The sequence below is a fragment of the Bacillus cereus group sp. BfR-BA-01316 genome (assembly GCF_022664195.1).
GTDB lineage: Bacteria > Bacillota > Bacilli > Bacillales > Bacillaceae_G > Bacillus_A.
In genome coordinates, this window is the sequence record NZ_JAKUGX010000004.1 from 49,153 (window position 1) to 70,340 (window position 21,188).

Genomic DNA, 21,188 nt, shown 5'->3' on the forward strand with positions numbered 1-21,188 from the left:
TCCTCTTAATTATTCCCACATATGCTGAAGAGCTCCCAACATCAGGGTTGCATCCCTTTTTGAATATTAGTAATACTTACTTACAAATTAAAATCTTTAATTTTATTTAATTATTATTTATAAGTATACTTAACGTAATAATATTTTGAATATTCTTAAAAGTTATCATTCAACCACTTGCATATGAATAAAGGGGGGAATCATTTAATGAGTTATAATTTAGACGAAAATCTGAAAAGAAGTGCAAGTAAGTTCCCAAACAGTATCGCTTATATCTATAGAGATAAAAGTGTTACTTATAGAGAACTAAATCAGCAGGTAGATCAATTGGCTGCTGGTTTGTCTGCCCGAGGAATTGGGAAGGGAGATGGGGTGGCTCTTTTATTAGGAAATAGCCCTGAATTTCTCATTACGTATTACGGCATTTTACGATTAGGTGCATTTGTTGTTCCGATGAATCCTTTGTATACGAAAGAGGAAATGAATTACATTTTAGACGATAGCCAAGTTAAAGCGGTTATTGCTCATGTATCTGTAGAACCGAAGTTATCAGAAGTAAAGGAACAATTGAAAAATCTAATGCTAGTCATTTATACAGATGCCGAGGATCAGGAATGTACATGGGAGCATCTGATGGAAACAAACAATAACGTTTGGCTAAGCCCTTTCATTGATCAGGAAGACCTTGCAGTCATTTTATACACATCAGGAACAACAGGGAAACCAAAGGGTGCGATGTTATCACATCGGAATTTGGCTTCGAATGCAGACGCCATTTCAGAATTAATTGAGCTTCATGGTAAAGATTGTGTAGTAGCTGTTCTACCGATGTTCCATGTTTTCTGTATGACTATTTGTCTGAATGCCCCAATTGCTTGCGGGGCAACTGTCCTGATCCTACCTAAATTCAGCCCTCTTGATGTAATCAGTACCATTCGAGAAAAAAAGGCAACAGTGTTTGCTGGAGTTCCTACGATGTATAATTTTATCTTGCAATTGCCTGAATCCACTGCAGAAGATTTTTTATCCATTCGCTTGTGTATCTCAGGAGGTGCATCGATTCCGGTCGAGCTGCTACAAAAATTTGAAAACAAATATAACGTTTTTATCTTGGAAGGGTATGGCCTTTCGGAAACTGCTCCTCTTGTCGCTATTAATCCTTTAAAGGGAACCCGCAAACCAGGCTCTATCGGCCTAAATATACCAGGCCTCAAGAGCAAAATTGTCAATGAGGACGGAAAAGAATTGCCCAGAGGAGAAGTCGGAGAATTAGTAGTTCAAGGGCCAAACGTAATGAAGGGATACTTGAGGATGCCGGAAGCTACATCAGTGGTCTTAATAGATGGATGGTTTTACACTGATGATCTAGCGACAATGGATGAAGAAGGATACATCTACATCGTGGATCGTAAGAAGGACATGATTATTGTTGTTGGATACAATGTATATCCTCGTGAAGTGGAGGAAGTTCTGTATCAACATCCTGCTGTTATAGAGGCGGCCGTAATCGGAGTTTCAGATGGAGAATACGAAGAAAAAGTAAAAGCTTATGTCGTAGTCAATGATGAACGAATCACCATGAATGACATTATCCGATTTTGTCAGGATAAGCTGGTTAAGTACAAGCTTCCTAGCCGAGTGGAATTTTCTAAAGGGTTACCTAAGAACTCAACAGGGAAAGTTTTGCGCAGAGAGTTAAGACAATTGATTGAAGTTAAGTAAGAAACTAACTAACCATATTATTGAAGGAGGATTATTTATGTCGCTCATTTTAAAGGAAAAAGTTCAAGGACCAGTAGCGTGGAAAGGTATTGATCTAGCTAAAGATGATTCATGGGTTTATTATTTGTCTGAGAAAACAATAGCATCTCTTGAAAACGCTTTATTTCATGTTAAACAAAAAGGTTTAAAAGCACCTAATTTTAACAAGGAAGACTTCCTGATTCCGGATCTCTCTGACGAAATTGCATACTTTGTGGAAGAATTAGAGAATGGGAGGGGGTTTCTATTAATTCGTGGATTGCCAATGGAAAGGTATACGGATGAAGAAGTGAGCACTATTTATTGGGGGCTCGGACTTCACATGGGCATTCCGGTATCGCAAAACGCAAATGGTGACCTCTTAGGGCACGTCATTGATCAAGGTCTGAGTTTAGAAAATTCAAATGTACGCGGTTACCAAACGAAACTGCACCTTCCTTTTCACGCAGATGGATCTGATGTCGTTGGACTATTAAGCCTTCGAAAAGGGAAATCTGGGGGTTTCAGTAGTATCATAAGTTCAATGGCTGTTTATAATGAAATTCTTGAGAAGTACCCAGAGTATTTAGGAATTCTCTGTCGTCCATTCATCTTTGATCGTCGTGGTGAGGAATCGCCAGGTGAATCGCCAGTATTTACATCACCAATTTTTAGTTACTATGATGGTAAATTGAGCTGTAGATATGTCCGTACATTTATAGAATCAGCACAAGCGAAAACAGGTATCCATTTGTCAAAGGTTGAAATCGAAGCTTTAGACATACTGGACTCCACCCTTCATGATGAAAATATGCATTATAATATGATGTTGGAAGAAGGTGATATGCAATTCGTCAATAATTATACAGTTCTTCACTCACGTACTCAATACGAAGACTATGAAGAACCGGAACGCAAACGCCATTTATTAAGATTATGGCTCACGATGCCAAATGGCCGAGAAATTGCACATGATTTCGCGATGTTTATTGATGAGAAAACAGGTAAAGCGGGTCGTGGCGGTATTCCAGTCCGTGGAAAAACATCTGGCGGTATTATAGAAAACTTAAAGTAATTGGGTTTAAATCACAAAGACTTACCTATATAAATCGATTCATTAGAACACCAATTGATTCATGTAATGGGGGTGCCTTTTCAGATGGCAGGAAAAGTTTTTCCCTTGATGGTAAAAATAGGGGGGGGATTTATACGTTGAGCACTCCAAAATATTCTTGGATTATATTATTATTTCTAGTTGCTTCAGGTATGATCAACCAAGTTGATAAAATTGTTATTGGTTTGGTTTCCGTTCCCCTAATGAAAGAGTTACATTTAAGCCCTTCACAATGGGGGTTGGTCGGAAGTTCTTTCTTTTGGTTCTTTACCTTTTCCTCTATCATTCTTGGTGGTATGGCCGATTCCAAAAACACGAAAAAAATGTTAACTTGGATGTCACTTACATGGTTGATTATTCAATTTCTCACACCTTTTGTTTCCAGTCTGTCTCTACTAGTCTTTACAAGAATGATCTTGGGAGCAGGCGAGGGTCCAGCCCCTGCCCTATCAACGGCAATAATGGGAAAATGGTTTCCGAAACACAGACATGGTATAGGCTTTGGTGCAGTTCTATTAGGAACGACAGGTGGATCAGCTATTGCTTCACCATTATTAATCTCCTTAATCGATCAATATGGATGGAGATCTGCTTTTATAGCCATGGGGATTGTTGGACTTATTGTGCTAGTTTTATGGGTCATTTTCGGTAAAGAAAGTCCACAAGAAATTGGGTTGACTTCATTTCATCAAGAGGAGCAGCATTCATCAATCCTTTCTAAGGTTTCTTGGCGTCAGTTTCTTCCGCATCTTTTATCTAAAAATTTTGTTTTTACCGTTTTATGTGGAGGTTGTGCCTATTGGTTATTGTCCGTTCAAGCAATATGGTTTCCGGCATACTTTACCAAAGTTCAACATTTGAATGGTCAAACATTAAAACTAGCCGTGTCACTACCTTTTCTTTTCGCTGCCATCAGCCAAATCGGATTTTCCATGCTATCAGACCGGATTTATCGCAAAACTGGGGATATTCGTAAAGCACGAATAAATCTTGCCGGTTCCATGATGGTGCTATCTGCTCTTTGTGTATATCTGGAAAATGCTGTGAATTCTTCTGCTGTGTCCATCCTGTTCTTCACCCTTGCTCCAGGTTTTGCGTATGTCATTCTTTCACTCGCACCCGCAATATTTATGGATTTTTTTTCTCCCAAAAACATCGGAAAAGCACAAGGGACGTTCATTGCTCTTGCAAGCTCAACAAGTATTATTGCTCCACTCGTATTCGGGTATTTCATCCAATATGCAGCGACTGAGGCGATTGGATATCGTTATGGATTTCAAGTAACTTCTTTGGGGATGTTCGTTATCGGGTTATTGTTTTGGATCGTTGTACGTCCTGCAAAGCAAAGCAACACAAAAATAAAGCAGAGGAGCAAGTGAATATTTAAAAGATATACAGCAAGTAAGGGTACAGTAGTAACTTCAACGAAGAATTGTCTTAGTTAGTGAATATATCAAGTTGAGGTAAGGTGAGCATAACTATGTTGATGGATTATTTGGTCAATGAATCTATTACTTAGTTTTTTGAAAGGGTTGTTTGTGAGATTGGATGCCGGTATATATTAATACAACTTACTTATAATTGTATTTAATTTATAAGTGTAAAAATTAAATTCGTAATATTCAGTTGTTTTACTGGTATTTTGGGAGATAGCGAGAGGTTCGGATCAAAGGGCGATTAAGATACTTCTCTTTTCTTCATTGTTAATGCTAAAAAAAATTCAGTCATCTTAAGTAGGAAAATAACCAAATTAATAAAGGAGGATTATTTATGTCGATCATTTTAAAGGAAAAAATTCAAGGGCGTTCAGTGTGGAAGGGTATTGAACTAGCTAAAGATGATTCATGGATTTATTATTTGTCCGAGAAAATGATTGCTGCACTTGAGAAGGCTGTATTACATGTTCAGCATAAGGGATTAAAAGCACCTGATTTTGGAAAAGAGGATTTCCCAATTTCGGATTTTGCTGACGAAATCACTTACTTTGTTGACGAACTGGAAAATGGTAGAGGGTTCCTATTGATTCGTGGATTGCCAATGGAACGTTATACTGATGAAGAAGCAAGCATCATTTATTGGGGTCTCGGACTTTACCTAGGTATTCCAATCATTCAAAGTAAAAAAGGTGACCTTTTAGGGCATATCAAAGACGTAGGTCTCGACTTTAAAAATACAAGTGTACGTGGTTACCAAACGAATGTACACCTTCCTTATCACACAGACCTCGCTGATGTAGTTGGCTTACTATGTCTTCGCAAAGCAAAATCTGGTGGTCTAAGTAGTATCGCAAGTTCTATGGCTATTTATAATGAAATTCTTGAGAAGTACCCAGAGTATCTTGGAATTCTTTATCGTCCATTCTTCCATGATCTTCGCGGGGAAGAAGCACAAAGTTCATCTCCAGTAGTTTCATCACCAATCTTTAGTTATTACGATGGTAAATTGAGCTGCAGATGGATACGAAATTATATCGAATCTGCACAAACGAAAACAGATGTTTCTTTGACGAAATTAGAAATCGAAGCATTTGATTTACTAGATTCCCTTACTCATGATAAGAACATGCATATTGATATGATGATGGAACGAGGGGATATGCAATTCGTTAATAATTATACAGTTATGCATTCACGCACAGTATTTGAAGATTATGAAGAAGATGACCGCAAACGTCATTTATTAAGATTGTGGCTTATGATGCCAAATGGTAGAAAAATTGCCCCAGATTTCGAGTTTTATATCGGAGGAGTACCTGTAAATAGATAAAGTGAAGCTTCTATCAGTGGGGCTTCATCCCTTGTTGATGGAAAGCTCGTCTAATCGGGCTCTTACTGCCAGTTAATGTGGGATAAACAGCTGGTGAGAAGTAAAATCGTCATTTTTTCTTATATTAAGTTGTATGGTGATTTTATTCATCGAAATAAGGTGAATAAAATCACCATTGTATGTTTTTTAATGATGAAGTGAATGTGAAGGTTTCAGGACAGGAAGAAAGGTTTAGGAAATATTCGGGTTAGTTTTAAAAAAAATTGAAGTGAGGATGATGTTTCTTGGTAATTTTAGATCCGCAAGCAGAAAAATATTTACAAGCGTGTAATCAGATGCCACCTATTCATACGATGGATCCTAAGGCAGTAAGGGATATGCTTTACAACGCACCACGCCCTGCTGTAAAATTAGATCTGGTTTCAAAGGTAGAAAATTTAATGATACCGGTAAGTCAAGATGAAGAAATCAAATGTAGGGTATACATACCGGAGGGGCAAGGTCCCTTCCCAATATTTATTTATTACCATGGTGGAGGATGGGTTCTAGGAGACATTGACGTGGTGGATGCAAGTTGCCGAATGATCGCAAATAGAACGGCTAGTATTGTCGTATCTGTAAACTATCGTCTCGCTCCAGAGTATAAGTTCCCTACTCCAGTTGAAGACGCATATGCGGCATTGGAATGGTTTTATGAAAAAGGGTCCTCTTTTAACGGAGATGTTACTAGATTGGCAGTCGGGGGGGATAGCGTGGGTGGAAATCTAGCAACAGTAGTTACTATGATGGCGAGAGACAGAAAAGGCCCTGACATCACTGCACAGGTTTTAATTTATCCTGCGACGAATCTTGAGTTTAATACGGAATCCCACCAAACATTTGCGAAAGGATTTGGGTTAGATCGTGAACAGCTGGTTTGGTTCCGTAATCATTATTTAAGGAATGATGAGGACAGGTATAATGAATACGCTTCTCCTTTGGGGGCTGAAGATCTAAGTGGTCTCCCGCCAGCAATCGTAATCACCGCAGAAAATGATGTACTTCGGGATGAAGGAATGGCTTATGCTGAACGTCTGAAAAAATTTGGTGTGCAAGTTGAATATGCATGTGAACCTGGTATGATCCACGGCTTTTTTGCACACATGGCTATTTTCTCTAAGAACATTGAATCAACGGTTTCTAAGATTGACAAGTTCTTGAATACTGCTAAATATACAATAGGGATAGATTGAGATCGAAAAGTTATAAAAAACGAGCCCCAGCTTTTAGCGAGGCTCGTTTTTAAATACACTATTATTGGTAATCTAAGATACAGTTACAATATCTATCCTAGCTTTTTAGTAAAAAACGGTATCTCCAATTCCACCGGTTACCGAAATAACATCACCAGTAATAGATGCTGCCAAAGGTGAAGCCAAGAAGGTAATGACATTGGCAATTTCTTCTACTGTAATCAGGCGGCCGATTGCATTGAGTGCTGCCATCTGACGCAAAGCATCTTCGTTAGTGACTCGATTTCTAAACATTTCAGTATCGACAATCCCTGGATAAACAGCATTGACGTTAATTCCATGCTTTCCTAACTCCAATGATGCAGATTTTGTTAAATGGACAACAGATGCATTACGTGGACCGGAACTAAAATAATTACCGCCAATTCTAGCAGCTAGACCACTTATACTTATAATACGTCCCCAATTATTTTCAATCATATAGGGAGCTACAGCTCGGATACAACGAAAATAGCCCATATACTTTTCTTCAAAATCTTTCAAAATAAGTTCATCTTTAATACTATTAAAATCTTCTGGCTCAAAGCCGCCAACACGAGCTCCACTGTTGACTAAAATATCGATGCCTCCCATTGTTGCTGCTGATTTTTCAACTAAATTTAGAATAGAGTCAGGATCAGTAGTATCTGCCACAATCGGATAGATATTTCTTTTTGTTTCTTGGGCTAATTCCTCTGCCGCAATTTTTAGTGAGGATTCGTTTCTTGAACAAATCGTACAATCTACACCTTCCAGAGCCAACTGACGGGCAGTAGCTTTACCAATCCCGCGGCTTCCTCCAATAATAAGTGCTTTTTTTCCAGATAACTTTAAGTCCATATTTTAACCCCCTGTTTTGATTTAACCGTAAAAGATCAAACTTGGAAATAAATCCCGAGAATATTGAATCATTTCTATTTTTAATTCTACAGATAAATTATAATTAAATAAAATTAAAGATTTTAATTTGTAAGTAAGTATTACTAATATAAAAAAAGTTATTTTGTAAATAATGAAAATAGGACAGATACCTTACTCTGTAAAATGTATCGGTCTTGTACGATTGAATAGGCTCTTCAAGGGGAGGAGCACACTCCTATTCTTGTTTATCCCGCTATTTGTGTCCATCTCAAGGTTGAGAGAAGCGAAGAAGATAGGTAGAGAGTTGTGTTTTGTGATTTCAACAATATATTGTAATTGTTTACTGTCTATAACTGTATCCCTTTTGAATATTAGCGATATTTACTTACATATTAAAACTTTTAATTTTATTTATCTGAAAATTATAAATATAATCCAAATAACAATCCATGCGGTTGTATCGGTTGTTATTTAAAGCACTTTCGCGTAGGCGGAGAAGGAGGACAGCACTTAAGAAGTTATAATTTATCTGACAAAGAATTTGAGAAGGGAGATGGAGTTGAAGTTGATCTTTTATTAGGAAACAATCTATAAAATTATGGTAACGCTTTCATACTTAGGGAGGCTTGCAGTAATTTTATACACATCTTGCAGTAATTTTATACACATTATGAAGAACCAGAACGTAAACGTCATTTACTAAGATCATGGCTCACGATGCCAAACGGCCGAGAAGTTGCACGTGATTTAGCGATGTTTATTGATGAGAAGACAGGTAAAGCAGGTCGCGGTGGTATTGTAGAAAACTTAAGGTAAGGGGAGATTGTTATATTGAACACCCCAAAATATTCTTGGATTATATTATTATTTCTAGTTGCTTCAGGTATGATCAACCAAGTTGATAAAATTATCATTGGTTTGGTTTCCGTTCCAGTAATGAAAGAGTTACATTTAAGTCCTTCGCAATGGGGATTGGTGGGAAGTTCCTTCTTTTGGTTCTTCACCTTTTCCTCTATCATTCTTGGGGGCATGGCCGATTCCAAAAACACGAAAAAAATGTTAACTTGGATGTCGCTGGTATGGTTGATTGTTCAATTTATTACACCTTTTGTTTCTAGTCTATCTCTGCTAGTCTTTACAAGAATGATCTTGGGAGCAGGCGAAGGTGCAGCCCCTGCTCTATCAACGGCTATAGTTGGAAAATGGTTCCCAAAACATAGAAATGGTATAGGCTTTGGCGCTGTTCTCTGTGGAGCAACAATTGGGCCTGCAATTGCTACACCATTATTAATCTCCTTGATCAATCAATATGGATGGAGATCTGCTTTTCTAGTCATGGGGATTGTTGGACTGATTGTATTAGTTTTATGGGTCATTTTCGGTAAAGACAGTCCACAAGAAATCGGGTTGCCTTCTTTTCATCAAGAGGAGCAGCATTCGTCAACCCTCTCCAAGGTTTCTTGGCGTCAGTTTCTTCCGCATCTTTTATCTAAAAATTTTGTTTTTATTATTTTGTGTGGAGGTTGTGCCTATTGGTTATTGTCCGTTCAAGCTATATGGTTTCCGGCATACTTTACCAAAGTTCAACATTTTGATAATCAAACATTAAAATTAGCTGTGTCGTTACCTTTTCTTTTCGCTGCCATTAGTCAAATTGGCTTTTCTATGCTATCAGACCGGATTTATCGCAAAACTGGGGACATTCGTAAAGCACGAATAAATGTTGCCGGTTCCACCATGGTACTATCTGCTCTTTGTGTATATATAGCAAATGCCGTGAATTCAAGTGCTATATCCATTTTGTTTTTCACCCTTGCTCCAGGTTTTGCGTATGTCATTCTTTCACTTGCACCTGCAATATTGATGGATTTTTTTTCTCCAAAAAACATTGGAAAAGCACAAGGGATTTACGTTGCTCTTGCAAGCTCAACAAGTATTATTGCTCCGCTCGTATTCGGGTATTTCATCCAGTATGCAGCGACTGAGGAAATGGGATATCGTTATGGATTTCAAGTAACTGCTTTGTGTATGTTCGTTATTGGATTACTGTTTTTGATTGTTGTACGTCCCGCGAATCAAAGTCATACAACAATAAAAGCAGAGGAGCAAGTAAGTATTTAAAAATTAATGATGGATCGGGGAGGGAAAGAAAGGAGTAAATATGAAAGGGAGGTTGCTAAATGGATCGTTGTGTACATTGTCATGAAGTATTAGCCATTATGGAACGGAATCGCAGCGAGTGTTGGAATTGTCAAGAGAAGATGTCCGAGACTTACTCGGATGATTATATTGAAGTAGAAGATGAAGTGAAATAGGTTGTACGACAGAATTTGGAGCTTCGCAGGTAGCAAAAAAAGCAAGTTATCTTCTGATTGAACCAACCTAAAAGAAATATTTAAGTGCTTATGAATCACCAAATCAATTGGAATGATATCACCTTTTATGACAGGGTGATAATTTTTTATTACGAAATCAGGAGAACATGTAATGGCAAACTTTCAAAGGTGAATTGGAAAATCCCGTCCATATTTATGGTAGTTGTTCAATATTGATACTGTATTCCTTTTTGAATATTAATAATATTTATTTGCACATTAAAATCTTTAATTTTATTTAATTATAACTTATGAGTATAATCCATAATATAGTGAGTTTTAAAAATTTCGAATATTTAAAATTTTTAAGGGGGTCTAGAATGTCATCTACACAATTGTTTGATTTAACAGGACAGACAGCAATGGTCACCGGAGGTGGTAGCGGGTTAGGACGTGTAATGGCACTGGCGTTAGCTGAGGCCGGTGCAAATGTGATAGTTTGCTCACGTCGTATAGAAGTTTGCGAAGAAGTTGTGAAAGAAATCGAGGCGTTAGGAGGACAAGCACTTGCCTTATCATTGGATATAACAGTTCCTGAATCTATCGCTCAAGGTGTGGAGATAGCGGTTTCTCATTTTGGGAAAATCGAAATTTTAGTCAACAGTAGCGGAACGGTTTTTGAAACGCCTGCTACGGACATGCCTTTAACGCAATGGCAAGCTATGCTCGATACAAATGTGACAGGAACATTTTTAATGTGTCAGGCTGTAGGAAGACATATGATAGACAACGAATACGGAAAAATCATTAACATTTCTTCTTCAATCGGCTTTAAAGGTACTGACCCAGAAGCAGTAGATTCTGTAGGATATACAACAAGTAAGGGTGCAGTTATGACTTTAACGAAGGATCTTGCAGTTAAGTGGGGCCGCCATGGTGTACATGTGAATTCTATTGCTCCTGGAGTTTTCACTACTGGAATGAATAACCCAGAAATACCGGGAACACTTGTGCATAAGGCCGGTCCGATTATCGCCTCCCAAGTTCCAGTAAGGAGGTTAGGTAGAGACAAAGATTTAGTAGGAGCAGTCCTTTATTTTGCTTCAGCAGCTTCTGATTATTGTACAGGACAAATATTGACTCTTGATGGGGGACTTGGTGCTAAGTAAATCCCCCAAAAAATAATTAAACTTAATTCGTGAATATATCAAATTGAGGGTGTGAATTAGTAGAAGTTAATTATAAGTTAAAAATAATCATTTCACTTAATTTTTAATTATGAACACACTGAAAATGATAGATTCGCAATAGTTAATCAACTGACTATTGTAAGCGTTATCAATATGCTGATTTTAAAAAATTGAAAGAGGGGATATAAATGGGAAACGTAAAAAATGTAAAAGAGGTAGTGGCATTTCATGCCAATAATATTTGTCCAGATAATTTACCTTGGATTCCTTATTTTGGAGATTCGAAGTTTAAATTGCTTAAGGCAAACCCGGTGACAGGACAGACGGTTACGCTATTAAAAGTTCCTGCGGCTATGCAGCTTCCTGCTCATTTTCACCCTGGTACGGTCATTGTTTATACCGTCCAAGGCACTTGGAGATATCTCGAGGATCCTTGGGTCTCTAAAGCTGGTGATGTCGTTTATGAGCCAGCTGGCTCATCCCATACACCTCAAGCTGTAGGGGATGAAGAAGTTATTACGCTTAATATTGTTGAAGGAACATTAGACTATTTAGGTGAGAATGGAGAAATAATTGCCAGAGATAATTGGGAGTCATTTCTGAAAAAATACCATGAGCATTGCGCAGCTGAAGGAATTGCACCTGTCGATGTGACTAAATTTTAAAAGATAGATTCGTAAAAAAGAGAAGCGCGACGTTCATGTGACGAAGATGCTCCTCTTTTTTCTTTTTTAACTCTTAATAATTTGGGATTTTAGATGATAAATATATTTGTTGGCAAAAGTGGATAGATGTTTATTCTCTGATCGAACCATTCCTAAAGAAATATTTACAGTCCTATGATTCATCAAATCAACGGGAATGATATCACCATTGTTGACAGGGGGATAATTTTTCATTACGAAATCAGGAGCAAATGTAATAGCTAAACTTTCGATGATGGCTTGGAGAACTCCATCCATATTGTTTGATGTAAATAGGATTTTTAAGGGTTTATATTTGTTAAAGAAATCTTGAACAAAATACTGCATAAATTCACCTTTATATGTAACGAGAGTTTGATCAAGTATATCATGAGGAGTTATGGTACCAAGAAACGCTAAGGGGGAATGCTTAGAAACATATACTTTCTGTTTCCCTTCAAATAGTGTTTCAAAAGCTATTCCTTCCATATTTACATTTAAATCGGGCGAATACGTAATCAGTCCGATGTCGGTCTTATGCTGTCGAATATCTTCAATTACAGCATGTCCACTTTTTTCGGTAACCTCCACATTTACATGTGGATATTCCTGTCTAAAAGCAGCTATAGCTTTTACTAGAAACGTCGTCAATCCGGGTAAAGAAGATAACCTTAGTTCTCCCACTTCCATGGAGTTGAATGAGCTGGCTGTCTCTTTTATTTCTTCAATTTTTCTCAGTACTCCGTAGGCAAGTTTTAGAATGATTCTACCTTCATCGGTTGGTACAGCACCGTGTCCCCGTGAGCGATTAAGGATCTTAATCCCTAACTCCTTTTCTAAGCTGGTAATGGATTGGCTAATCGTAGATTGGGTCACATGAAGATTCTGTGCTGCTTTAGTCAGAGAACTGTGTTTTGAGACCTCAATAATATATACTAATTGCTCAATGTTCATGACCGCTCCCCTTTTCGAATATTAGTATTACTTACTTACAGATTAAATTCTTTAATTTTATTTAATTATAATTTATAAGTATAATTGATAACAATAATAAGTTTTATAAAATTTTGAACATTCAAAAAATTAAAGGTATCAAAACAATTGTTTGTTTTAACGGGACAGAAATAGTTACTGAAGATAGTAGCGGGTTAACGGATCCTGAAAGCATTTGTGTTGGTAAAGGAAGATGCAAACGTTGTAGTATGTTCACGTCGTATAGAGGTTTACGAGAAAGTTGTGAAAGGAATCGAGGTATTAGGGAAACGAGCCCTTGTCCTGGCACTGGATGTAACAGATTCTGAATCTGTTGTTCAAGACAGGGATAAAGTAATTTCTCATTGCTCAACTGGATAAATAAAACATGGGGAGGAGACGGATGAGAACAGAAACTGTTTTAATTACAGGTGCTACAAAAGGAATTGGTTTGGAATTCGTTAAAATTTTCGCAGGTCATAGCTATAATTTGGTGTTAGTCGCCAGAGACGCAACGTTGCTGGAGCAACAAGCGGAGAATTTAAAAAAGGATTATGGTATGCAAGTAAATACTTTTGCTGGCGATTTAGGAAACTATACAACGGTAGAGAGCTTGCATCGACACTTGAAAACCGAGGGAATTGACATCGATATTTTGATTAATAATGCCGGAGCGGGCGGATTCGGACTTATGACGGAAGTGGATATTCAGAAGGAAATGGAATATCTGCAACTCAATATGATTTCGCTTACGTATTTAACTAGACTTTTTGTGGATGACATGGTGAAACGAAAGCAAGGTAAAATTTTAAACGTGGCTTCACTGGCAGCCTTTCAGCCGGTTCCACGAATGTCGATGTATGGAGCGAGTAAATCGTACGTCTTATCCTTTTCGGAAGCGATTGCTGAAGAACTGAAAGGAACCGGGGTTCAAGTCTCAGTGCTATGTCCAAGTTTTACCAAAACAACACTCACGCAGCAATTCGCCGGGGCAGGCACGAAGGTGTTCAATAAGAACATGTTGGATCCGCAAACGGTTGCCAAGTGCGGCTTTGAAGGATTAATGAAGAATAAAAGGGTAATCATTCCGGGCTTTAAAAATAAATTTATGGCTAAATGTGTGGGCCTGCTGCCAAGGAAATGGGTAACCATCTATACCCGAAAACTTCTTGAGCAAAAAGTGTAAATAAACATAAAATTCCTATCTTTGAAAGAATGAGAGTTTTTACACGTATCACCCTTATATAATTTCTGTGGCAAATTGCACAATCGTGCTTAATTTAGTTGAATAGCAAAGCAGGGGCCATTCAATCTTTAAAGAGTGCTCTCAAACCTTATACGATTTACGGAAAATATTATGCTTACGTTATGATTGGAGGAAGCTTCATGAAGCTGAAAAAAATTTAAATGAATACAATCAATTCAAACGCGAAATGGAAATATCAGCGCAGAAATATGGATTAACTAACCAAAAAACCGTTGAATTCAGCCAAAAGTTAGATTTAGTGGTCAATGAATTTATGATGATAAAATATTCAGAAGTAAACAAACAGGAGCAACTTGGGTAGTAGCTTATGTCTAATAGATGTTTCTAGAAATCATCTTTATCATATAAAACTGATAAAAAATTTTCCGAAAGAAAGCACAATAATTGTAGGCAGGCAGAAAAAATTAGTTAAAAGCCCTATAAAACAATTAAAAAATATTTCGATCTATTGGGATTAGATAATTGCAGAACAATTGAAGAAATGAAAGCCAGATAAACTTAAGAAGAAAGTGACTCCACAGAGTAAAGATTTTTTCATTTTTCGCTTTGAGAGTAAAGATTACTGTGAAATATTAATGAAGGGGTGACGTTATGTGGGTCTGTACCTCACACATGAAAGAAACATTACTATTGTTAGACACTCCCCATGTTAGCAAAGCTTCGTATCAAATTAAGTGTTCTCTTTGTGATAATCTTGCTACTGCAAAAGTTTATTATACTCACAGAACTTACCATTATATTAAAAAACAATGCATGGATTCTTTATCAAAATCTTCTCCTATAAAATCTGGTTAATTAATTTTGGGAAAAACAATGCATATCAACTTATGAATAGATAGTTCACGACTATCTTAAAATGGACAATCCAAACATTCTGTACAACGTTTATACCCAGTACTCGTTTTTGGTTTTTCCTACAAATAAAAAAGAGGTTAGCCCGAGTAGCTATTCAGCTACTTTTGGGTCCACCTCATTAAGTGATAGTAGATTCTTCACTAAGATCCCCGCGATAAAATAAGAAAAGCCATATAAAACTAACGGAAATACAGCATAAAGCTAGCGAACTACCGATTATTTGCGGAGAAAGTATTTCTAAAAGCCATCCGGTAATAAACATAGATAATTGAATAAGAGATCCGTAAATGGAGTAGTGGAATGAAAAAACTTTACCAATCATGTCTTCTGGCGTATACGTTTGTAGCAATGTTGTATCAAGTGGAACGATGATTCCTCCTGCTATACGCATACAGAGTAATGTAATGATACCGATAATAAGTTGATCGGATAGAATGAATCCGAGAAAGAAAATTCCTTGTAGTAAATAGGCCCAACCAAATGCTCTTTTCATTTTTTCTTCATTTTTAGACATATAAAGATTAACGAGGAGACTGCCAATCATAAGTCCAGCCCCTTGAACCGTATATAAAATTCCAATGTTAGTGTGGAAAATTCTTTCGGCATAGATTGTTAGAAGTAGCTGATAAGCGCCTCCAATAATGCCCCATGAAATTCCGACAAGAATTAATGTTAAAATAATTTTTCTTTGTAATATGTATGTATAACCATCTTTTATATCAGTAATAAATGCTTTTTTCGTGTTAAAAGTACTACGAGAAGGGATATTCATTTTATGAATAATAAAGGCTGAAATAAAGTATGACAGGCTGTTCATTAAAAAAGCGATCTCAATACTTAAAGATTGTGCAATAACCCCACCTAAAGAAGCCCCCATAATAGACATAGAACCATTGATTGTACTAGAAAGAGAGTTAGCGGTTACTAAATGATTTCGATGTACGATATTCTTTAGAGTTGATTGCTTAGCAGGCTCAAATAAGCAAGAAAGTACTGATAAACATATATTAGGAATGAAAATAATCTCAATTTTATAGATCGCTAATAAATAAGTGAGGACGATAATTCCTCGTAAAATATCGGTGAAAATCATAATCTTTTTTTTTGAAAAACGGTCTACAATTCCGCCTATGAAAGGGCTGAGAAGGAGTTGAGGTAATCCTTTACTCATAAAAGTGAGCGCTATCATAAACGGAGATTCTGTTATGCTATAGACGAATGTTAATAAAGCTACAGTATGAAACCAATCTCCAAGTACACTTAACGTTTGACCATAAAATAGTTTTTTGAAGTTTTTATTTGTTTTAAGAAGCCTGTAATAAGAAATTGACATGAAAAATTAAACCTTATCTATAAGCGATGCCTGTACTTGTTTTTTCCATTCACTTAAATACATTTTCTCTGCTTTAGGTAGTCCAACAGGTAATTGTGCAATGAATTCTAAACTATTTCCATCAGGATCGTTAAAATATACGGAGGCGTGTGCTAATTCTGGAAAAACGATTGGCTCAATTGGCTCCATTCGAAAGTCTTTTCGCGCTGGAATTCCTTTCTGTTTGAGCCAGTATATCGCGTCTTCTAAATCGTGTAAGCTTACTTGGAAAGCGATATGTCGTAAGGCTGGATGATAAGTAACTTTGTATTCTTTTCCTTCCCAAAGGCCAATCCAACTTTCATTTTCTACAATCCAAAAGAAGGCGGTATCTTTGTCTCTTTTATATAATTTTAGCCCCAGTGATTCATAAAAAGGTATCGAAATTTCTAAATTACAGACAGGTAAATGTGCTTCATAAAGACCTTTAATCATTATAATCCTCCTTAATAAAAATGTTTCTTATTCCATAGTAAACGATGTTTTGTTTATTGAAATCACTAAAAAGAAGGATATAAATTCATACGAAAGTATGAGAAAACAGCTCAAAGATGAGCTGTTTTCGTATAGTTTTTAGTTAACATATTTTATTCATTTAGGGTTTAGCGAAAAGGATACGTATTATATTTAAAACCCTCCGCCTCCACCCCAACAGCTACATCCGATAATGATTAGAAGGATGAATAGCACGATGAGTAAAGCAAATCCACCGCCGAAACCAGCGCAACTACCACCAAAGCTCATGTTTTTTCCTCCTTTTTAGTAAATTAATCTATATAACTAATGGATTACTTTATAAGATATGTTTTTATTTAGAAAAGGAGCAAGTCTTACTTCTAATTAGACAAGAGCCTGTGATCTGATTTAGATATGATATTCACTTTGTTTCATAGCGCTTTTTTGAAAATGGTAAAAAAATATGGAAGTAATAGGTGAATGTATTGTAAATGAAAGGGGTATGTAACTTACAATTACATTAAAATTTGTAAAAAAAACCATTTTTTTATTTTTTTATGAGTGAAAATGTACTATAATTTTACAAGTAATATTATGGGAAAAGGGAGTTTTAGTATAGAGATGGAGATGGGACAATTACACAATAAAATAGAACACAAAAAGAAAGAGTTAATTCAACTTGTTGCTAGGCATGGATTAGATCATGATAAAGTTTTGTTATTTAGTCGAGATTTAGATATACTAATTAATAAGTTTATGAATATAAAAGACAAAGTATATAAGTGATTAATCTTTATTTTTTTATATTAGGATTATTTATTTGCAAAGGAGAGAACAGTTATGGAACACTTACAAGAAGAGTTGTATAAACAAATAAAAGAAGAAAAAGGTGCAGTTACTATATTCTTAAAGAGCGGAGTAAGAATAGTGGGGGAAGTAGTTGGAGTAGATAGATTTACAGTATTAATGTTAGTAGATGGAAAACAACAACTTATTTATAAGCAGGCAATATCAACAATTATGAAATAAGACACTCAAAATGAGTGTCTTATTTCATAATTAAATCGTTACTGTTTGCATGCTTCAACGTCAATGCCAGCAGCGAGTAATTTTTTTTCTCCGTCTTGTTCAATGATTTTTTGTAATTTAGATAAGAAAGAGTCAAAATCTGTATGTTTACCAACTTGGAAAGTCATTTTATGCTCAATTGGTAACCAAGTATCAATATCAGCTTCGTTATGCTGAATTTTCACTTCAAGTTTATCAAGTGCGTTAGCAACTTTTGCTTCATACGTTTCTTTCGCTTCGAATTCCATCCATAAATCGTATAATTCTTCACCAAGAGAACCTTCTAGTGTATGTTTAATATTTAAAATAGCCTTTTGCTCATTTTTTTGTTTTTGTAATTGTAATTCACGGCTATTCATTGTATCAAAGGCAGGAATATCACCAGCTTCTACTTCAACAAGATCGTGAATTATGACCATTTTAAGTAATTTTTCAATATTTATTTTTTGATCCAAATAAGGCTCAACTAAGATAGCCATTAAGGACATACGCCACGTATGTTCAGCAACACTTTCTTGACGTCCGTTAGAAAGCCAACTATGTCGCATTTCATATTTTAGTTTTTCTGCTAATGCAATGACTTGCAAAATGTTATGTTCCATCGTGATCCTCCTCATATTTCTATACTATAATTCTAATATGGAAATGAAATGTGTCAATTTTATGAGTATATTGCGATAAATAGATGATAAGCGTATAATGAGCATTATATGTGAAAACGCATTATTAAAATAAAAAAATGTTTTGTAAAAATGAAAAGGGAAGGGCAGGAATATGGGAGACGAAAATCAAGTATTTGCTAGACCAGAAAGAAAAAGAAGGAAGTTTGATATTTCTAGCCGAGTGGGCATTATAGTAGGTTTCGCCATTGTAATAGCGGCGATCATGCTTGGCGGTGGTGGAATAAAAGCTTTTAAAAATTTTTTAGATGTTTCATCTATTTTAATTGTTATAGGGGGAACAACAGCGACAATAATTGTGGCATATAGATTTGGAGAAATAAAAAAATATACGAAAAGTATTTTTACTGTTTTACATAGAAGAGAGGAAGATTTAGAACAGTTAACGGATTTATTCGTTGATTTTTCGAAAAAATCTAAAAACATGGTTTACTTTCATTAGAAGTTGATGGAGAGCAAGTAGACAATCCTTTTATTCAAAAGGGGATTCGTTTAATGCTAAGTGGCTATGATGAAGATGAATTAAAAGAAGTGTTAATGAAAGATGTTGAAACAGAGGTGTATGAGTTAAGAAAAGGAGCAACATTATTAGATAAAATTGGTGATTTCGCTCCAGCATGGGGGATGATAGGAACGTTAATAGGTCTTATTATTATGCTTCAAAACTTGCAAGATACATCTCAAATTGGTACAGGGATGGCAGTCGCTATGTTGACGACGTTGTATGGATCTGTTATTGCAAACATGATTGCAATACCGTTATCTGAAAAAGTATATCGTAGCATTGAAGATTTATATACAGAAAAGAAGTTTGTAATAGAAGCAATCACCGAGCTTTACCGAGGACAAATTCCTTCTAAGTTAAAGTTAAAACTTGATACATACGTATATGAAACGAAGATGACAAAAGACAAACGAGCGGCTTAATAGCTTGAGGGGTGGTATGATGATAAAAAGACCGCAAAAAGAGTTTGAAGAATCGGTTTAAAATACATTTTTTTTTAGCTGAAAGAGAGGAACTAGCCGTATAATACCGGTTAGTTCCTTTTTAGTATGTACAGGCAGAGAAATCAAATGTTTCTGGAGTGTTATGCCAAAAGTCTCTTTCGTGTATTTAGCTGTTTTTATTTAAGGGTTATTATTTGGTTTAATTAATAAGTAGTAGGCTTTTTTCATTTGAAAATATAAGAGAATGTATCTCTGGATTGTGTTAGTAATATTTCGTGATAGCGCAAAAATTTTCGGTGAAATTACATTGGGAATACCATATAATATAATTAAACACATTTTATTAATATAGCATCGTGTTAGATTTTTTTATTATTTTCTTAAAAAATCTTTACTATTATTTACATACTTTTTATACCTTTTTGTATGTCAATTATTTGACAGATAATTCCGAAATGTTATAATATGGATATGTGGAAATTTCTATTTTCTTAAAAGACATGGGAGTCAGATGAGAATTGTGAAAGGATGAGGGGCAGTGACACAGAGTATGTATCACCACACAGCAATCAACGTATTAAGTCTTTTACAAAACATGTCAAATAATAAAACGAACGATATGAAATTAGAGGCGGAATTTAAAAAAATAGAGAAACAATTCCGAATAAAGTATGAAGAGCTTATCGATTTATATAATAGAATGGCATTATTTCAAATAGATATAGAAAAAAATGGCGGTATGCGAGTATATGAAAAATCAGGGATTACATGGTTGAAGTCTGAACTAGAACTACTGTATGAAGTATATCAATTTTGTCAGCGTCAAGGCTTAAACATTGCAAATATTTCAAAATATGTTAGTAAAAATGAACTGAATTTATTTCCAAAAACGGAAAGCCAATTACAGAACACGTATTATAAATTAAAAAAACAAGAAATCCCGTTTGAAAATATTGAAAAACAAAAGCCGGGTCGAAAACGCAAATATACACCTGTAAAGGATATAGTTGTTGAGGCGAAACAAGAAAGAAAACAGGAAGTAAAAGAAGATTTCCGAAGTGAAGAGGACGAAAAAAATCTCGTAACAGTTATATCTGGCATCGTGGATAACTTTGAAACAATTAGTCAATGTAGTGAAAAGAAAGAACACGAATTGCATCAGTTCATGGCGGGGATTTATAAGCTTTCTAGCATGGCTGCAGGGCGTTCGAAAGAAGAAAAGAACGCTCGGGGTCTTGAAGGTGAAGTACATTCATTACGAGCTGAAAATGAAAGGTTAAAACGAGAGAAGGAAGACCTTGTACATGATATTAAAGAAATAACGCATCATTTAATTCATTTTATTACGAGCTCTGATATCGATCAAATTCGTACGTTGCCTTTCTTCGTAAAAGAGTGTAAACAAGATTTACATAAGCTAGGATTATATAACGATCAAGACGGAAAAATGAAAATTCTGGTTGATAGTAGTGGTCAGGTTATGACTGTATCATAATAAAAATGGGTACAAAATAAAAGGGAAATACATATACACTATGTATTTCCCTTTTATTTTGTATGAAAATATTCAAAAAAAGAAATATGTATTTTGTAAAAACATTGGTAGTGAAACTGAAATTAATAATGTGTG

The 21,188-nt window shown here is 35.8% G+C and carries 21 protein-coding genes and 1 pseudogene; 16 read left to right on the forward strand and 6 right to left on the reverse strand.

The genetic code is table 11. The features are described from left to right. Nucleotides 1-207 precede the first annotated feature (207 nt). The 5 genes from MR071_RS04840 (at nt 208) to MR071_RS04860 (ending at nt 6,852) form a co-directional block, all read left to right on the forward strand. Nucleotides 208-1,722, forward strand: a complete 1,515-nt coding sequence (locus tag MR071_RS04840; protein ID WP_242235245.1) for a long-chain-fatty-acid--CoA ligase — start codon at nt 208-210, stop codon at nt 1,720-1,722. A 37-nt stretch (nt 1,723-1,759) separates the two neighbouring features. Further along, nucleotides 1,760-2,815 carry a TauD/TfdA family dioxygenase gene (locus MR071_RS04845; RefSeq protein WP_105583936.1) on the forward strand — a complete coding sequence of 352 codons (1,056 nt, stop codon included), beginning with the start codon at nt 1,760-1,762 and terminating at the stop codon, nt 2,813-2,815. Nucleotides 2,816-2,952: 137 nt separating this feature from the next. Continuing rightward, complete coding sequence (locus MR071_RS04850; RefSeq protein WP_242235247.1) at nt 2,953-4,233, forward strand: MFS transporter; 1,281 nt, start codon at nt 2,953-2,955, stop codon at nt 4,231-4,233. A 391-nt stretch (nt 4,234-4,624) separates the two neighbouring features. After that, entirely contained in the window at nt 4,625-5,620 is a 996-nt protein-coding gene (locus MR071_RS04855) for a TauD/TfdA family dioxygenase (RefSeq protein WP_105583935.1), read from the forward strand. 440 nt (nt 5,621-6,060) lie between these two features. Next, a complete protein-coding gene (locus MR071_RS04860; protein ID WP_242235357.1) occupies nt 6,061-6,852 on the forward strand; it encodes an alpha/beta hydrolase in 792 nt (263 codons plus the stop codon). Between the two features lie 105 nt (nt 6,853-6,957). On the opposite strand, the gene MR071_RS04865 is transcribed toward MR071_RS04860, so the two are convergent. Then, nucleotides 6,958-7,731: an SDR family NAD(P)-dependent oxidoreductase gene (locus MR071_RS04865; protein WP_105583933.1), complete on the reverse strand. Its 774-nt coding sequence runs from the start codon at nt 7,729-7,731 to the stop codon at nt 6,958-6,960. 852 nt (nt 7,732-8,583) lie between these two features. On the opposite strand from MR071_RS04865, the gene MR071_RS04870 reads away from it, so the two are divergent. The 4 genes from MR071_RS04870 to MR071_RS04880 all read left to right on the forward strand — a co-directional run bounded on the left by MR071_RS04870 (nt 8,584) and on the right by MR071_RS04880 (nt 11,922). Further along, nucleotides 8,584-9,873 carry an MFS transporter gene (locus tag MR071_RS04870; protein WP_242235249.1) on the forward strand — a complete coding sequence of 430 codons (1,290 nt, stop codon included), beginning with the start codon at nt 8,584-8,586 and terminating at the stop codon, nt 9,871-9,873. A 59-nt stretch (nt 9,874-9,932) separates the two neighbouring features. Further along, nucleotides 9,933-10,067 (forward strand): hypothetical protein, encoded by a 135-nt coding sequence (locus MR071_RS25460; protein WP_002171253.1) that lies wholly within the window; start codon nt 9,933-9,935, stop codon nt 10,065-10,067. 380 nt (nt 10,068-10,447) lie between these two features. Continuing rightward, nucleotides 10,448-11,236: an SDR family NAD(P)-dependent oxidoreductase gene (locus MR071_RS04875; RefSeq protein ID WP_105583931.1), complete on the forward strand. Its 789-nt coding sequence runs from the start codon at nt 10,448-10,450 to the stop codon at nt 11,234-11,236. 209 nt (nt 11,237-11,445) lie between these two features. Continuing rightward, nucleotides 11,446-11,922, forward strand: a complete 477-nt coding sequence (locus MR071_RS04880) for a 2,4'-dihydroxyacetophenone dioxygenase family protein (RefSeq protein ID WP_242235250.1) — start codon at nt 11,446-11,448, stop codon at nt 11,920-11,922. 66 nt (nt 11,923-11,988) lie between these two features. On the opposite strand, the gene MR071_RS04885 is transcribed toward MR071_RS04880, so the two are convergent. Continuing rightward, complete coding sequence (locus MR071_RS04885; protein ID WP_105583929.1) at nt 11,989-12,894, reverse strand: LysR family transcriptional regulator; 906 nt, start codon at nt 12,892-12,894, stop codon at nt 11,989-11,991. Between the two features lie 216 nt (nt 12,895-13,110). Between MR071_RS04885 and MR071_RS04890 the strand changes: the two genes are divergently transcribed. The 3 genes from MR071_RS04890 (at nt 13,111) to MR071_RS04900 (ending at nt 14,480) form a co-directional block, all read left to right on the forward strand. Further along, the gene (locus tag MR071_RS04890; protein WP_242235253.1) at nt 13,111-13,293 is read left to right on the forward strand and encodes a hypothetical protein; all 183 of its coding nucleotides are present in this window, start codon (nt 13,111-13,113) and stop codon (nt 13,291-13,293) included. 22 nt (nt 13,294-13,315) lie between these two features. Continuing rightward, on the forward strand, nt 13,316-14,098 hold the full coding sequence (locus MR071_RS04895) for an SDR family NAD(P)-dependent oxidoreductase (RefSeq protein ID WP_242235255.1): 783 nt from the start codon (nt 13,316-13,318) through the stop codon (nt 14,096-14,098). Between the two features lie 247 nt (nt 14,099-14,345). Further along, a complete protein-coding gene (locus MR071_RS04900) occupies nt 14,346-14,480 on the forward strand; it encodes an aspartyl-phosphate phosphatase Spo0E family protein (protein WP_105583927.1) in 135 nt (44 codons plus the stop codon). 672 nt (nt 14,481-15,152) lie between these two features. On the opposite strand, the gene MR071_RS04905 is transcribed toward MR071_RS04900, so the two are convergent. The 3 genes from MR071_RS04905 to MR071_RS04915 all read right to left on the reverse strand — a co-directional run bounded on the left by MR071_RS04905 (nt 15,153) and on the right by MR071_RS04915 (nt 17,150). Then, nucleotides 15,153-16,367: an MFS transporter gene (locus tag MR071_RS04905; RefSeq protein WP_105583926.1), complete on the reverse strand. Its 1,215-nt coding sequence runs from the start codon at nt 16,365-16,367 to the stop codon at nt 15,153-15,155. 6 nt (nt 16,368-16,373) lie between these two features. Further along, a complete protein-coding gene (locus MR071_RS04910) occupies nt 16,374-16,841 on the reverse strand; it encodes a VOC family protein (RefSeq protein ID WP_242235256.1) in 468 nt (155 codons plus the stop codon). A 192-nt stretch (nt 16,842-17,033) separates the two neighbouring features. Then, nucleotides 17,034-17,150 (reverse strand): YjcZ family sporulation protein, encoded by a 117-nt coding sequence (locus MR071_RS04915; RefSeq protein ID WP_000007805.1) that lies wholly within the window; start codon nt 17,148-17,150, stop codon nt 17,034-17,036. Nucleotides 17,151-17,429: 279 nt separating this feature from the next. On the opposite strand from MR071_RS04915, the gene MR071_RS04920 reads away from it, so the two are divergent. Next, nucleotides 17,430-17,648, forward strand: a complete 219-nt coding sequence (locus MR071_RS04920) for an aspartyl-phosphate phosphatase Spo0E family protein (protein ID WP_033658168.1) — start codon at nt 17,430-17,432, stop codon at nt 17,646-17,648. 54 nt (nt 17,649-17,702) lie between these two features. Further along, on the forward strand, nt 17,703-17,891 hold the full coding sequence (gene hfq / locus MR071_RS04925; RefSeq protein ID WP_000400656.1) for an RNA chaperone Hfq: 189 nt from the start codon (nt 17,703-17,705) through the stop codon (nt 17,889-17,891). A gap of 38 nt (nt 17,892-17,929) precedes the next feature. Here hfq and MR071_RS04930 read toward each other — a convergent pair whose 3' ends face one another. Beyond that, nucleotides 17,930-18,532 carry an HD domain-containing protein gene (locus MR071_RS04930; RefSeq protein ID WP_242235258.1) on the reverse strand — a complete coding sequence of 201 codons (603 nt, stop codon included), beginning with the start codon at nt 18,530-18,532 and terminating at the stop codon, nt 17,930-17,932. Between the two features lie 172 nt (nt 18,533-18,704). Here MR071_RS04930 and MR071_RS04935 point away from each other — a divergent pair. Together MR071_RS04935 and MR071_RS04940 are read left to right on the forward strand one after the other, a co-directional pair. Beyond that, nucleotides 18,705-19,537 (forward strand): annotated as a pseudogene (locus tag MR071_RS04935) (flagellar motor protein MotP). Between the two features lie 571 nt (nt 19,538-20,108). Beyond that, nucleotides 20,109-21,053, forward strand: a complete 945-nt coding sequence (locus MR071_RS04940; RefSeq protein WP_142395739.1) for a DNA-binding domain-containing protein — start codon at nt 20,109-20,111, stop codon at nt 21,051-21,053. The last annotated feature ends 135 nt before the right edge of the window (nt 21,054-21,188 follow it).

Bases quoted from the DNA above. Each gene is read 5' to 3' on its own strand.
- MR071_RS04840 (WP_242235245.1), top strand. From the start codon at position 208: ATGAGTTATAATTTAGACGAAAATCTGAAAAGAAGTGCAAGTAAGTTC.
- MR071_RS04845 (WP_105583936.1), top strand. From the start codon at position 1,760: ATGTCGCTCATTTTAAAGGAAAAAGTTCAAGGACCAGTAGCGTGGAAA.
- MR071_RS04855 (WP_105583935.1), top strand. From the start codon at position 4,625: ATGTCGATCATTTTAAAGGAAAAAATTCAAGGGCGTTCAGTGTGGAAG.
- MR071_RS04860 (WP_242235357.1), top strand. From the start codon at position 6,061: ATGATACCGGTAAGTCAAGATGAAGAAATCAAATGTAGGGTATACATA.
- MR071_RS04865 (WP_105583933.1), bottom strand. From the start codon at position 7,731: ATGGACTTAAAGTTATCTGGAAAAAAAGCACTTATTATTGGAGGAAGC.
- MR071_RS25460 (WP_002171253.1), top strand. From the start codon at position 9,933: ATGGATCGTTGTGTACATTGTCATGAAGTATTAGCCATTATGGAACGG.
- MR071_RS04875 (WP_105583931.1), top strand. From the start codon at position 10,448: ATGTCATCTACACAATTGTTTGATTTAACAGGACAGACAGCAATGGTC.
- MR071_RS04880 (WP_242235250.1), top strand. From the start codon at position 11,446: ATGGGAAACGTAAAAAATGTAAAAGAGGTAGTGGCATTTCATGCCAAT.
- MR071_RS04885 (WP_105583929.1), bottom strand. From the start codon at position 12,894: ATGAACATTGAGCAATTAGTATATATTATTGAGGTCTCAAAACACAGT.
- MR071_RS04895 (WP_242235255.1), top strand. From the start codon at position 13,316: ATGAGAACAGAAACTGTTTTAATTACAGGTGCTACAAAAGGAATTGGT.
- MR071_RS04900 (WP_105583927.1), top strand. From the start codon at position 14,346: ATGGAAATATCAGCGCAGAAATATGGATTAACTAACCAAAAAACCGTT.
- MR071_RS04905 (WP_105583926.1), bottom strand. From the start codon at position 16,367: ATGTCAATTTCTTATTACAGGCTTCTTAAAACAAATAAAAACTTCAAA.
- MR071_RS04910 (WP_242235256.1), bottom strand. From the start codon at position 16,841: ATGATTAAAGGTCTTTATGAAGCACATTTACCTGTCTGTAATTTAGAA.
- MR071_RS04915 (WP_000007805.1), bottom strand. From the start codon at position 17,150: ATGAGCTTTGGTGGTAGTTGCGCTGGTTTCGGCGGTGGATTTGCTTTA.
- MR071_RS04920 (WP_033658168.1), top strand. From the start codon at position 17,430: ATGTACTATAATTTTACAAGTAATATTATGGGAAAAGGGAGTTTTAGT.
- hfq (WP_000400656.1), top strand. From the start codon at position 17,703: ATGGAACACTTACAAGAAGAGTTGTATAAACAAATAAAAGAAGAAAAA.
- MR071_RS04930 (WP_242235258.1), bottom strand. From the start codon at position 18,532: ATGGAACATAACATTTTGCAAGTCATTGCATTAGCAGAAAAACTAAAA.
- MR071_RS04940 (WP_142395739.1), top strand. From the start codon at position 20,109: ATGTATCACCACACAGCAATCAACGTATTAAGTCTTTTACAAAACATG.